The 12,464-nt window shown below is 58.0% G+C and carries 13 protein-coding genes, 1 tRNA gene and 1 pseudogene; 7 read left to right on the forward strand and 8 right to left on the reverse strand.

Annotated elements, in window-relative coordinates; genetic code table 11:
• Nucleotides 1–2: 2 nt before the first annotated feature.
• Genes LH400_RS11675 through LH400_RS11685 form a run of 3 tightly spaced genes read left to right on the forward strand, consistent with a single transcriptional unit; the run spans nt 3 to nt 2,112 of the window.
• Nucleotides 3–512, forward strand: a complete 510-nt coding sequence (locus tag LH400_RS11675) for a hypothetical protein (protein WP_229152859.1) — start codon at nt 3–5, stop codon at nt 510–512.
• Nucleotides 509–742: a hypothetical protein gene (locus tag LH400_RS11680; RefSeq protein WP_229152861.1), complete on the forward strand. Its 234-nt coding sequence runs from the start codon at nt 509–511 to the stop codon at nt 740–742. Before LH400_RS11675 ends, LH400_RS11680 begins: the two co-directional genes overlap by 4 nt.
• Nucleotides 739–2,112, forward strand: coding sequence for a type IV secretory system conjugative DNA transfer family protein (locus LH400_RS11685; protein ID WP_229152863.1), 1,374 nt, complete (start codon nt 739–741; stop codon nt 2,110–2,112). The genes LH400_RS11680 and LH400_RS11685 overlap by 4 nt, the downstream gene beginning before the upstream one ends.
• Before the next feature lie 102 nt (nt 2,113–2,214).
• Here the strand turns inward: LH400_RS11685 and LH400_RS11690 are convergent, their stop codons facing one another.
• From LH400_RS11690 to LH400_RS11705, 4 genes are all read right to left on the reverse strand, one after another.
• Nucleotides 2,215–3,579: a hypothetical protein gene (locus tag LH400_RS11690; RefSeq protein ID WP_229152864.1), complete on the reverse strand. Its 1,365-nt coding sequence runs from the start codon at nt 3,577–3,579 to the stop codon at nt 2,215–2,217.
• Nucleotides 3,580–3,619: 40 nt separating this feature from the next.
• Nucleotides 3,620–6,553, reverse strand: coding sequence for a cold shock domain-containing protein (locus tag LH400_RS11695; protein WP_229152865.1), 2,934 nt, complete (start codon nt 6,551–6,553; stop codon nt 3,620–3,622).
• Between the two features lie 467 nt (nt 6,554–7,020).
• Nucleotides 7,021–7,353 (reverse strand): DUF3768 domain-containing protein, encoded by a 333-nt coding sequence (locus LH400_RS11700; RefSeq protein ID WP_229152866.1) that lies wholly within the window; start codon nt 7,351–7,353, stop codon nt 7,021–7,023.
• Nucleotides 7,350–7,595, reverse strand: coding sequence for a hypothetical protein (locus tag LH400_RS11705; protein WP_229152867.1), 246 nt, complete (start codon nt 7,593–7,595; stop codon nt 7,350–7,352). Before LH400_RS11705 ends, LH400_RS11700 begins: the two co-directional genes overlap by 4 nt.
• Before the next feature lie 419 nt (nt 7,596–8,014).
• On the opposite strand from LH400_RS11705, the gene LH400_RS11710 reads away from it, so the two are divergent.
• The gene (locus LH400_RS11710) at nt 8,015–8,374 is read left to right on the forward strand and encodes a type II toxin-antitoxin system RelE/ParE family toxin (protein WP_229152868.1); all 360 of its coding nucleotides are present in this window, start codon (nt 8,015–8,017) and stop codon (nt 8,372–8,374) included.
• Nucleotides 8,371–8,664, forward strand: coding sequence for a helix-turn-helix domain-containing protein (locus tag LH400_RS11715; protein WP_229152869.1), 294 nt, complete (start codon nt 8,371–8,373; stop codon nt 8,662–8,664). Before LH400_RS11710 ends, LH400_RS11715 begins: the two co-directional genes overlap by 4 nt.
• Nucleotides 8,665–8,715: 51 nt before the next feature.
• On the opposite strand, the gene LH400_RS11720 is transcribed toward LH400_RS11715, so the two are convergent.
• Nucleotides 8,716–9,414 (reverse strand): hypothetical protein, encoded by a 699-nt coding sequence (locus tag LH400_RS11720; RefSeq protein WP_229152870.1) that lies wholly within the window; start codon nt 9,412–9,414, stop codon nt 8,716–8,718.
• Nucleotides 9,415–9,614: 200 nt separating this feature from the next.
• Between LH400_RS11720 and LH400_RS11725 the strand changes: the two genes are divergently transcribed.
• A complete protein-coding gene (locus tag LH400_RS11725; protein WP_229152871.1) occupies nt 9,615–9,917 on the forward strand; it encodes a hypothetical protein in 303 nt (100 codons plus the stop codon).
• Nucleotides 9,918–9,947: 30 nt separating this feature from the next.
• Nucleotides 9,948–10,910: pseudogene (locus LH400_RS26360) on the forward strand (recombinase family protein); the annotation flags it as partial.
• On the opposite strand, the gene LH400_RS11735 reads toward LH400_RS26360, so the two are convergent.
• From LH400_RS11735 to LH400_RS11745, 3 genes are all read right to left on the reverse strand, one after another.
• Nucleotides 10,866–11,249, reverse strand: coding sequence for a hypothetical protein (locus LH400_RS11735; RefSeq protein ID WP_229152873.1), 384 nt, complete (start codon nt 11,247–11,249; stop codon nt 10,866–10,868). The pseudogene LH400_RS26360 and the gene LH400_RS11735 overlap by 45 nt on opposite strands.
• A gap of 202 nt (nt 11,250–11,451) precedes the next feature.
• Nucleotides 11,452–11,528 (reverse strand) — tRNA-Arg (locus tag LH400_RS11740).
• 191 nt (nt 11,529–11,719) lie between these two features.
• Entirely contained in the window at nt 11,720–12,355 is a 636-nt protein-coding gene (locus LH400_RS11745; protein ID WP_229152874.1) for a restriction endonuclease, read from the reverse strand.
• Nucleotides 12,356–12,464 lie beyond the last annotated feature (109 nt).

Raw genomic sequence — 12,464 nt, forward strand, 5'->3', positions numbered from 1 at the left:
CCATGGCATCGCATAACAGCAATGAAAGCGGGATCGGACCGGCGGCGGCGTTCGCCATCGCAGGCGTTGCCCTCGCGGCCGTGATCCTTTTCGCGGCCCTCACCTTCCTGTCCCTCATCATGACCGTCCTGGCACTCATCGCCTGGACCAGGCCGCTCAAGCTCGGCAGCATTACCATCGCGCCGGAAGATGCCCGGAGCTTTGTCTATAACGGGCTGGCCGGCCTCATCCTGCTGCCGGTCTTCGCTCTCTTCTGCTCTCTTTTCCTCGGCTTCCCCATCGCGCCGCGCGAATGGTTCTATATCGTCATCGGCGGCTATGTGGCGGGCTCCGCCGGCCTCGCTATTCTGAAGGCCAGCGTCGACGCGGCGACCGACACGACAACAGACGAACCGCCCGCGCGGGTCCGCTTCCAGGGCAGCGAGCCGGTCCGGATGAAGGGGCCGGTGCGCTCCACCCAGCCGGAACCCTTCCGCTTTGCCGAATGGGACGATGAGGAGGAGCTGTCGTGAGCTTCCGGTCACTCTTTGAACTCTACGAAATCGCCTGGATGTTCGAATCCCACGCCCAACAGCGGCTCGCCTGGCGGGATGCGGCCGAAGCGCGCCGCGCCCGCATCCGCGCGGAGCGACTGGCCGCGGCGCAGCTGCAGGCCATGCTGGACGCCAATCCCAGCGGATCGCTCGGCCATGCGCAGCTGGACGACGAAGAGGTCTTGCGCCGGGCGGGGCTGCTGCGATGAAGGAGCTGACGGCCCATTTGCAGGAGCTGGCCGAGGCGCCGCGCCGGAACATCCGGCGCGGCATCGAGCTGGGTTTCTTCCAAGGCCGGCCGGTGATCTATGACGGCACCGAGCCGGTCGCCATCGACGCACAGGCCGGCAAGGGCAAGCTGGCCCGCTTTCTCGGCGTCAATCTGGTTTCGCCGCGCACCGCGCATCTGACCAAGCTGATTACCGACCCCAAGGACGGCGAACTGGCCTGGGTCTGCTGGAAGACGCTGCAAAGGCAGGGCTACCGGGTGCGGTTCATCAACCCCCGCCGGGTGCACAACTACCCAAGCGAATCCTACAACATCAACACGCGCCTGATCGAGGTGGCTGCCGATCCGGGCTTGCGCGGCGTCGTCAATGACGTGGCTTATGACGCGGCGAGCTACCTCGTCCCGGTTGATGCCGATATCAAGAACCGCTGGATCGGCCAGGGCGTGCGCACCGCCTTTGCCCTCTACAACAAGATCAGCGCCCTCTATCCCTCTCCGCACTGGCCCTGCTCGCCCGGGGGCTTGTGGGACTTCTTCGGTCGCGGCCGCGCGGAGATCTCCGATGACCTCCTCGTCTGGGCGGCGGATAGCCGGATGCAGGACGACGCCGGCATGTGCCGGTTGGTTGCCTCCCTCACCGACAGCCAGGACCAATGGAATGCCTATTCCTCGATGATGGTGGAGCGGCTGCAGGGCTTCCAGCCCGGCACGGCGGGCCGAGAGGTGACCACGTCAAACTCCTTCGACCCGGCAGAGATGAAGCGCGAGCGCACGGCGCTCTTCATCATGGGCGCCGCCACGTCCGAGACCAGCCGGACCTTCGTCGGCGCAATGACCGCTGCCGTGGTCGAGCGCTTCGTGGCGGCACAGGGACCGCTACGCTGCCTCCTGATCGGTGAGGAATGGGGGCAGCTCTACGTCTCGAACTTCTACGAAATCCTCACCCTCTACCGCCAGGGTGGCATCAATTTCCTCGGCGTGTTCCAGAATGCCTCGGCGCAGATCGAGGCGAAATACGGCAAAGAAGTCGCTCGCATCTGGAAGAAGGCCGTAGCCCACACCCTCTATCGCGGCCTTCCTGATAACGACACGCTGAAAGAGATCGAGCACCGGTCCGGCAAAACCTCCGTCATGATCCGAGGCTTCAACGTGAACCAGAATCAGGTGAGCGGATCGGGCGACAATCTGGTGGAGCAGGCCCGGCCACTCTTGCAGGTGGAGGACATACGGGAGGCTACCGGGGGAGAGACCGCCTTGCTTGAGTCAAGGGACCATGGTTATTTTAAAGTCGAATTGCCGGAGTTTTGGAAAAGATCTGAATTAGAGAGTGCTCTTAGATCTATCTCGTAATCCGCTCTCACGATAGCATTAATTAGTCCACGCCAGACAAGGCTGCGCCTTCTCCACTTTGGATTAGCTCCATTTCTCAACCTACAAAATGATTAAACCGGGTCAGATATCTGGGAATTGGACGATACCGCCAACGGTAACTTCCAATGCGTTCCGGCAAGCGCTTCTGAAGGATTCATCGTCAGGATGATCAAGCAAATAATGTGCCACGTAGTATAAATCGGAAGTCCGAACTAGTGCCGAACCCAAGCGGGCGGCGTTTATCAGACATTTCTGCGTGAATTGTTCCGCTCGATCGTGGGGAGGCGACAAGCGGTAGCCGTTGCCAAATAGAATGCCCTTAGCTGGCTTCTCGACGTCATCACGCTCGAAGTCCTCCCCAATGTTCGACTCCAATTGCCGGAACTTTGAAATATCAATGGCACTGTTATCCTTGCCTTCAGACTCACCTATCATCCGAATCCCACTCGGCCCTACGATCACATGATCAATTTCCAGATCACCCGAGCGCAGTGTCTCAACGGTGTACCCCAACAACCTTAGCACCTTCTCTATTGCGCTCTCTAAAGAGTGCCCGTTTTCATACAGTAACCGAGAATATTCCTTCAAATCATCGAGTTGACGACTTTTCTTATCACGCTGGTGTCGAAGTTCGTTGATCCGCGCGTCGATCGTACCGATGGTGTTTTCTACTACGTCGATGACCATCGGCTTCGGAAGGCCACCTAGCCAAGCTGGTGGTGGAGTATGATCAGCCGAGCTCCTCAGTGTTCGATCGAGAGACACGAGTTGACCTGCGAGCGCTTGAAAAATGTCCAAAGCCTTCTTCGTCCAAGCTCCATCGCCTTGGCTATCTAGCTCAATAAATTCGTCGGCAGTAAACCCGAAGTATGGCAAGAGCACCAAAGATCCTGCCCATCTGTCGGACTTTACAACACCCCCTAAGGCTGCTCCGTCTTTAGCCGCGAATGCCGTGCGGATAGACAACGGCGGCTCGAATACGACGCGGTACTCCGTAATTTCCTTGATAGTGCCGTAAAGACTTTTGAACGCCGCGTCCTTGGTCACGATGCGCCGCCCCCTCGCATTTCTGACTTGGAACTTTTCCGGGACGGCTGCATAGTTGTTAATCGTCTTTGTTTGATAGTTTCTAGCGCCTTTCGGTCCGGGCGTATAATTAGTGGCTGCTTGATCTTCCTCGTATGCACTAAGCACTACGAAGACGGACTTCCCTACCGCCAACGCATCAGTAATCTCGCGAAACCAATGTGACGAAGCTTTCTCAATGGCTTCACTCCCTTCGATGGATATACACGAGCCTCCACCGCCGAATTCGATCCGCGAATAATATGGTATCTCTGGGTCGAAAACGACGATGTCATAGTCCCGCAAGGAGTCACCAGATCCATATTCTACATAACCTTCATCGGCTGGAACTTCGACGTTCACCCACGCGATCGACTTCATGTTATTCGTAAGCTCTCCCAATTAAATGCTGAAACACGGATCACCCAAGAATTTTTCTAACATTATGGTGGCCCGGCCTGGTGGGATTAGGATAATACTCGAACTTTTTTCTCGCGCCCTCGATGACGCCCGATACTTCCGATGGCGTCATGCCCGAAAGAGACATATAAACATCATTAACGATTCCCTCCATCCGGATGAACGCGAATCCGCGTTCTCCGTTTACCTTTACAATTGTTCCTTCGCCGATGTGCGTTTCCCCAGGATCTACAGACAGAACCTTGTCGACCGCATAACCTCTGTCTTCCTCGATAACATTGCAGACTACGATATCGCCTTCAAATATTTCTCCATACCCAGCCTCTTTCAAACGATCACGATGGATGAACACCTTCCAGTCGTGATCCAGAGCCTTCAGGAAGCCGTACGTGGAGTTCCCATCGAAGCGCTCCACTACGCATCGAGCTGATTGCGCTCCAGATCCGAAGATTCTACGGCGAAGGCCGGGAGTGTTTTTGGAGACAAGATCGAGAGCTTCTAGCAGCGAGTTCTGACCTCCTCGATCATCATCTACGGTCAAAGCCAAAAGTGACGCATCTCGTTCGATCAGGCGCGAGATAAATCGATAAACGATCTTGTTTCGCTTTGCCAAGGCAGAGTCGCTTCCGCGATAAATTCGACCAATCTCGTCAGCATCCGCCTTATCGTGCATCGCTGTTGTTAAAGCGAGCTGCTCGACAAAAATAGGAAAACGCGTAGCAAGGTTTAGGTGCGCGATACCTCGTTGAGTAATTGCGAATGACTGAGCGCCTATCAATTCACCCGTAGAGGTGTCGAACTTTTCAATGAGGCCGAACTCAGAAAGCCTTTTGATCGCGCTTGATGTACTAGCCTCAGAGGACCCTAGCGAATCAAAAAAGTCCACCATAGACTGAACGGTAAGGTGTCTATCTTCAATCTTTCGGCCTGTTAACATCTGCGTCTCTAATAGACGCAGGATCCGGAGTTTTAGTAACGGGCTTTGGATCAAACCTGCGTCGGTCTCAAACAGATTGTATAGTTGAGGACAGTCTCCACTTTTAAAGCTTGAGTATTCTCCTTTAAGCAACGCCTCCAAGAACTGATTAAACGGAACCACGTCCGCCTGCCCAATTACGTAAGCCGAAACTAAACGCTCTAAGTCGAGCGCTGGCGACGTAATTACCCGTCTCGCAAGTTTAAGGGTGATACGGATGTTGTAATTGCTTAGCTCGCCGAGTGTCTGAGCGGTATACTCCTGATTCACGAATACATCATTTATTACCGCGGCGAACTTGTTAATATCATGTATCTGCAAGCGAATGCCGCGACTTAGATAAAATTCGCTTGTTCGCTTCTTGCCCTTTGATTTGTCCTCGCCAACAAGATACTCGATTCGCTTCCTAAATACCTCTCTTGGTGAGGGGGTGGGAAGGAAAAATGACCGACTACCATAAACGTTTACTATATCATGCGAAGCGAGGCGCCATGCGGTCTTGTCGGTAATTGGAAACAATAGAAGTGCGTGCCGAATCGATCGCTTAAGCGACTGAACCAACTGGAACAGCAGTATCTTCACCGCATCGTCATGATCATCAATGTTGTCCATCACGATAACGGGGAGCATTTTACGGTTCTTTACCAGGTCAAATAACAGACGTCTCAGATAATCGTCTCTATTCTTCTCCACGTGCTCTTCTACAAACGCTTCAAACTCGATATCAAACTTGGTACGATTCGTCTTATACATCGTTCGCTTTGTGATGCGTTTGCGACGATCATACTCGCGGTAGAATAGTCCTTTCATTTTGGCGTAGTCTGGACCGTTTTCTTCGCCTTCTGGATTCAGATAGAAGTTGTCGTGTATGGAGGAAATAAGAAGCTCGATCGCTTCCTTGGTGCAGGTCTGTTGAGCTCCGGTGATATCGAGAAGATTCACGTTGAGGTGGGCACACCGAAGCCTGAGATCGTGCGGTAGGATCATCTTGAAAAAGCGATCTATGAACGTACTTTTCCCAGATCCATTCGGGCCGACAATAAAAACGGTTTCCCCATAATTGGCTTCAGCAGCGGCGCTTTTGACGACGGCGGTCAAATTATCTTCGATGTCACTTGATTTTATGTTGCCGAGTATTCGGTCGGTTAGTTTTTCAAGAGAAAACTCCGCGTATCGGCTTTCCCGGCTCTCCACGAAGCAATGTAGGATTAGATCAGGATCGTCATCTCCTCTGATCTTATCGAAGAAGTGGTCGAGTATGCGTTCAATTTCGAAAGCGAAATCCGCCTTACCTGTTAGCTTGATCTCAACATCTGAGAGCGCAGTGTATTTAGCGCCGTCGATATGCGCGGCTTTGTTATGAATCTGATCGAAGCGAATTGCGTATGTACGTTCAATAACCTCGCGAGACGAAAGCAATTCGTAGAAAACATGAAAATCGTTCCGCACCGACTCTAGTGACGGAAAGACAAATGTAGCGACCTTGCGATAAGATTGATTTGGAATGAAGGGCTTGAATATAATCCACACATTTCCGTCTGTGAGGACGGCAAAAGGGTAACCCTCGTCGAGGGCATATGATCGAACTTGCGAAATGCCCTCGTTGCATGCTTTGAGAGCGGGGTTGGACAATGCAACGTGCTTGAGCTTGTCCTTGTGCGCTGTATCGATGTTAAGAAGACCGAGATTTTTGGCCTCTAATACAAACGCGGCGTCGGATTTTTGCCCGATAACGTAATCGGAGTATCCGGAATCATGTTTACGCTCACAGTTGATATCGTTTTCGTCCCAGCCTAAGACCTGCGTAAGGATTTTTGTGATTAGGCGAATCTTTGTATCTTCCTCCGAACTAAGACCAGTTATGAGATCATCGTAAGAGTAGATAATACTGGTTAGTCTTGCTAGAGCGCTATCGGATGGAGAAATATTCGTGTTAGAGGATTGGGAATCTATCGTCATATCAGCTCAGCTTTGAGTTTCGGTCGATATTGGGGCTTGATTGGCAATCTGTCATTGTGGCCATTATGCCGGCTAACTGGGCTCAGCACAATTTTTTCGTCGTCCTAGGGGTATTGGCGAAACTGTCTAGGCGGGGCTCGGGGGATGCAACGGGGGGCCTGCCCCCCTTGCCAAGATGCGGGGTATTACCCCGCACATCTTGCGAATAGCGGTATTGGCCGCCTGACACCAATCTCTCCATCCCGCTCCGCCATCTGCCGCCGCCTTCCGACCACTCCGCCGGGACGGGCTCTTTTTGTCTGGTCTCCCGACGTTTCGGCTGACGCCCACCCTACCCAAAGGCACCATTCCACCCGACAGGCCCGGACGGCGAAGCAGCCACTCTCTCAACCGCCGCTCGTCTTCTCCAGACTGAGCACAAGAATCCGGCAGCCCATCTTTAGGCTGCCGGACACACGGGCGTCGGATCAATATTCGGACGCCAGCATGATTGTCAGCACCCGGTTGGTGACGGCGGGATCAGCCACGTCCGGGCTGTGGCCTTCGAAGGCGGCGTCGTAATAGTCGATCTTCCAGAACACCTTGCCGGCGCCTTTCACGTCGAACGATCCGAAATCGTGCTCGCCGTGCGGGTCATTCGCGGCCGAGAAGGTCGAGAAGCCCCGCACCCGGGCGAGGACGTCTCGCTGGACATCCGCAGAGAGTGCAGAGATGCCCGGTGTGACCAAGATCCGCCCGCCGATGAAGGCGGTGCGGAGCAGGTCGTTCAACGCCGCGATGCGGGTGGTACGGGGGCTCACCGCCGGCCCCCGTTGTCGCGGTCGTCCACCGGGACGAGGAAGATCACGCCCTTGCGCTGTGGCAGCTCGACTGGGATCAGGTCGAGGGTGAGGATCGCGCCGGCCTTGCCGTTCTTGCGGGGCCAGACGGCGCCGATCTCTTTGGGCCGGGTGAGGATGTCCTTTCCCTGCCGGTCCTGTCCAGTGATGCGGGCGAAGGTGACCCGGTAGAGGGGGCGTTCGGTTTGCTGTTGCGTGCTCATGATGTGTCTCCTTTTCGTTGCACGGGCTGGACCATCCAGCCGATGCGCGGGAGACACCGGACCGCGCGGCGCGGGTCATGGCCAACACGGGAGCCGGAGCGTCAGCGGAGGCGAATGGAGCGGGCCGGCCATTGACCCGCCAGCCGCCGCGAGGACGGTACAACGCGCATCATCCCGGCTGGTGGACTGCCCGGGCAAAGGAGACGGGACGAAAGACCTGCAAGAGCTGCGAGCGCCCCTCGCCGCCGGCACCTCCGTCGCCGATAGTCCGCGACGGCAGCGGTGCTGGTGGCGCCCGCGCCCCCAATTGCGCCGTAGGGCGTCAGCAGCAGCGCGGTGGCCAGCTGCCGATCCGTAGCGTGGCCTGAAGAGGCGAATTGCCTTGCAAGGAGTGTATCATTTCTGGTACAATTGACGGTGTGACAGACGCGCGCACCAAGAGACTGCCGGTTCGGTTCTTCGAGAATGAGCGGGGCGGCGCGCCGGTGCGGGACTGGCTCTTAAGCCTGTCGTCGGAAGATCGGCGCATTGTCGGGGCCGATATCCTGACCGCCGAAATGGGCTGGCCAATCGGCATGCCGCTCTGCCGGCCGATTTCAGGGCGCAAGGGCTTGTGGGAGATTCGGAGCAGCCTGCCGGGCGGCCGGATCGCGCGCGTGCTCTTCTGCGTGCATGACGGGCACATGGCGCTGTTGCACGGCTTTGAGAAGAAGTCACAGAAGACGCCGGAGCGCGAATTGGAGCTGGCGGTCAAACGGATGAAAGGATTGATGCGATGAGCGACGACATGGAAAGAGGCCGGCTTGGCCAGAGCTTCGACAGCTTCCTGAAGGAGCAGGGCTTGCGCGAGGAGGTGACGGCGATTGCCTCGAAACGGGTGATCGCCTGGCAGCTCCGCCAGATCATGGACGAGCAGAACATCACCAAGGTGGAGATGGCGCGGCGTCTTGAGACGAGCCGTGCCCAGCTCGACCGCCTGCTCGATCCCGACAACGACTCTGTCACGCTCGGCACACTCACTCGCGCGGCGCAGGCGGTCGGCCGAACCCTCCGCATGGAGTTGGTGTAACGCGCCCTGTCATCCGCTGGAGCGGCAGTTGAAGATTTAAGGACCCCGGCGCTACGAAACGCGCCCGAGAAGGATGGCGACCAGTTTGCTGATGATGGCTTGCCGGGTCTTGTAGTAGGGCCATGACTCGCCCGGTGTCCCGCCACTCTTCAGCGTTCGCGCCCAGATCGCGGCCTCGAAGGTGGCCCGCAAGAACGTGGCCTGTAAATTTGCGACACTTGCCTGCCGTGTCTCACGAAGCACCCGCTGTGCGACGTTGAAGGCTGTCGAATCGAGCAGGCTGCGTGCGACTTCAATCGGGCAGGCATAGCATTTCATGCGCATAATAATGGGAAAGTCACCCATCTCGCCCTTGTCGCCCCATTTGAGCACATGCGCTTCAACGACCCGGTACAGCTCATGCGACCGGTTCAGCGCGTATTCCGCCGGGCAGTGAAGCAGGCAGAAATGCAGACGCGGCCAGAAGCCGGAGCCGGCAGACAAATCCTCGACCTCGAACAGGCGAACGAAGTCGCGGAGCTCCGGCGCCAGCTCGGAAGCGAGAGCCTGCCGCAAGAGCGGCTCTTCCCGAAGACGCCGGTTGATCACCGCGAACTGGCTGCGGATGGTCCGGCGCGAGACACTGAGCCGCCGCGTGAGTTTGACGGTGTCATACGGGCGGAAATACGCCGTATAAATCGCGGTCGTCTGCTCTGGTGTGAGCTTCGACCATTTCCGCTGCGGGTTTCGGAGCTTGTAGCGTCGCGCCATGGGTCAGATCCTCCCACGCGAAGGCACATATGGCTGGGGCAATCTTCTTCCGGCCAAGTAAATGAGCGGTGACGGCCGAAACTGGCCGACCTAGCGTGTGTTATTCCTACGTAGGATTAGGAACAAATTCCTTGATTGTTCACTAAATGTTCTCTATACTTGCCCGTCTGGCACGGCGCGAGCAGAAGGGAGGCAGGCCGATGAGCGATAAGGATATCACGACGCGGCCGGACACCCCGCCCGGCCCGCCGGCCAGCTCCGCCGTGCCGGCGGCGCTGCCGCTGGAGGCCGGCGATTATCTGGCCGAGCTGGACGCGCTCGAAATAAGCGATGCGCAAAAGCGCGAGCTTTTGGAAATCCTCTGGTCGATCATGAGCGAGTTTGTGCGGATCGGCTTCGAGATGGATGTCTGCACGGCCGTGTTCGGCGATGATTTTTCGCTTTTCGCCGCCGATAGCGCGGGCGTAGACTCGCCTTCCACCCCCAACACGGAGACGCAATAGACGCCTACCCAAACAGATAAGGAGATTCCCATGTCGTCACGCGAATTACCCCCCGCCGTCATTTATTGCCGGGTTTCCAGCATCAAGCAGACCCGCGTCGGCGACGGGCTCAAGAGCCAGGAGACGCGCTGCCGCGAGTTTGCGTTGCATCGCGGCTACGACGTGCTGGCGGTCTTCAGCGACGACGTCTCCGGCTCGCTCGGCGTCCGGCGCGGGATGGATGCCATGCTCTCCTTCATCACCCCCGGCACCTATGTGATCGTCGATGACGCCTCGCGGTTTGCGCGCGATGTCGTCGTGCATTGGGGCCTGCGCGGCATGGTCGCGGAAGCGGGGGGCATTCTCGTCTCCCCCTCGATGGAGTTCGGCGACGATCCGGATTCCCGGCTGCGGGAAAACATTGTGGTCAGCGTCTCCCAGCACTGGCGGGAAAAGAACGCCGAGCAGACCATCAACCGGATGAAATCCCGTATTCAGAACGGTTATGCGGTGTTCTTTCCGCCGAAGGGCTATCGCTACGAAGCCGTGCGCGGCCGGGGCAAAATGCTGAAGCGCCATGAACCCGCCGCATCGGTCGTGGCGGAAGCCCTCGAAGCCTATGCGTCGGGGCGCCTGGAGAGCCAGGCCGATGTGCAGCGCTTCCTACAGGCGAGCCCGCTCTTTCCCAAGCCGAAAAGCAGCGGCCGCGTCACCGGGCAGGATGTGGCAAGCCTTTTGCGTCAGCCCCTCTATGCCGGCTGTGTCGAGGCGCCGCAATGGGGCGTTTCCATGCGCAAGGGGCATCATGAGCCCCTGATCTCCTTCGCCACCTACCAGACCATCCAGGACCGCCTGAATGGCGTGAACCGGCTGCCCAAGCGCAAGAACCTCAACCAGGACTTCCCGCTGCGGGGCTTCGTGGTCTGCGATGAGTGCGACACCATCCTGACCGCCTGCTGGTCGGCCGGCTCACATGCCCGCTACCCTTATTACCACTGCCGCAACCGGGACTGTTCGCACTACGGCAAGTCGATCCGGCGGGACGTGATCGAGGGCGAGTTCGAAGCGCTCCTGAAATCCGCTCAGCCGACCGAGGGGCTGTTCCAGGTGGCGACCGCCATGCTGCGCCGCCTCTGGGACCACCGGCTGGAATTTGCCGAAGCGCAGGTCAAAGCTTTGAAAGCCGAGCTGGGGCGTGTGGACCGGCAGGTCAGCCAGTTCCTGGAACGGATCGTTGAGTCGGACATGCCGAGCGTCGTCCGCGCCTATGAGGCGAAGATTCAAAAACTCGAAGAGGAGAAGATTCTGATCCGGGAGCGGATCGCTGAAGGGGCGAAACCGCGCAGTACACACGAACAGACTCTTAGAACGGCCCTCGACTTCCTGGCAAACCCTTGGAACCTATGGGAAAATGGCCGTTTGGAAGACCGCCGAACGGTGCTCAAACTGGCCTTCGCGGAGCGATTACGATACGCGCGCGGCAGCGGATTTCGAACGGCAAATATGACCTTACCATTCAAGATGTTAGCGGATATTTCCGGTGTGGAAAAAAAAATGGCGCACCCGACAGGATTCGAACCTGTGACCTCTGCCTTCGGAGGGCAGCGCTCTATCCAGCTGAGCTACGGGTGCATCGGGCGCCGATGGCGGCGCCGTGACCATTGCCGCTCTCCCTAACCGATCGCGCGCCGATCGGCAAGGAGGTCGCGCAGGTCTCATGCGGCAGAGGTCACGGGTTCGAATCCTGTCGGGTGCGCGAATGTGGCTCGCGCGTGCCGGCGCGGTAGCTCGAGGGTTATCGCAGGCAGGGCCGAAGCGGTTCGTCATGCCGGCCAGTAGACGCGCTTCATCGGCAGAAGTTGCTTGGTCGCCATGTCGAGCTTGTCGTAGTTCTCGATCACCGACTCCACCAGTTCGTCGATCGTCATCAGGGCCAGCGGAATGTTGGCGCGTTCGGCCTCGTAATAGGCGTCCTTGGTGAAGCCGCCGGTCGAGACGTAGAGCCCCTTGTCCTGCGGATGCCGGCCGCCGAGGAAACTGCGGATCTCCTGCGATCCCATCGCCTCCTTGCGGTGCTTGACCTCGACCACGATGCGCGGGGCCTCGAAGCCGAAGCCATCCGGAGAGGCGACGATGTCCTTGCCGCGATCGGGCCCGGCCGCCGAGACGCGCGTCTTGTAGCCGAGCGCCCGCAAGAGCCCGGCGACGAGTTCCTGCATCTCGTCCCATCCGAGCGCGGAGACGCGATCCTTGGCAAACTCGGTCGCCTTCGACTGGATGTCTGCGAAGACGTCCGCCGCGCTTTCACCGACCTCCCCTGTCCCGGCGGAGGATTCCTCGGCCGGCTGCTGCGAGGCGAGCGCCCGCTCGACGTCCTCGGCAACCTCAGGCGGAAGCAGAAACAGGGTCGAGATGGCGCCGAGGCTGTTTCTGCTGGCAAGCGAGAGCAGATCGCGCAAGACCTCGCCGCGCCAGTTCACCGGGCGAATATTCGGATCGTCCGGGTCGACACGGTCGTCTCGCCGGTAAGGGCCGGCTATGCGCGGGGCAGCCGGCCGGCGGACGGGC

Source organism: Jiella soli (assembly GCF_020615385.1).
In the GTDB taxonomy this organism is placed as follows: domain Bacteria; phylum Pseudomonadota; class Alphaproteobacteria; order Rhizobiales; family Rhizobiaceae; genus VKMB-3413.

Excerpts from the sequence above, each read along its gene's own strand:
- LH400_RS11675 (WP_229152859.1), top strand. The coding sequence starts at position 3 with ATGGCATCGCATAACAGCAATGAAAGCGGGATCGGACCGGCGGCGGCG.
- LH400_RS11685 (WP_229152863.1), top strand. The coding sequence starts at position 739 with ATGAAGGAGCTGACGGCCCATTTGCAGGAGCTGGCCGAGGCGCCGCGC.
- LH400_RS11690 (WP_229152864.1), bottom strand. The coding sequence starts at position 3,579 with ATGAAGTCGATCGCGTGGGTGAACGTCGAAGTTCCAGCCGATGAAGGT.
- LH400_RS11695 (WP_229152865.1), bottom strand. The coding sequence starts at position 6,553 with ATGACGATAGATTCCCAATCCTCTAACACGAATATTTCTCCATCCGAT.
- LH400_RS11705 (WP_229152867.1), bottom strand. The coding sequence starts at position 7,595 with ATGAGCACGCAACAGCAAACCGAACGCCCCCTCTACCGGGTCACCTTC.
- LH400_RS11715 (WP_229152869.1), top strand. The coding sequence starts at position 8,371 with ATGAGCGACGACATGGAAAGAGGCCGGCTTGGCCAGAGCTTCGACAGC.
- LH400_RS11720 (WP_229152870.1), bottom strand. The coding sequence starts at position 9,414 with ATGGCGCGACGCTACAAGCTCCGAAACCCGCAGCGGAAATGGTCGAAG.
- LH400_RS11725 (WP_229152871.1), top strand. The coding sequence starts at position 9,615 with ATGAGCGATAAGGATATCACGACGCGGCCGGACACCCCGCCCGGCCCG.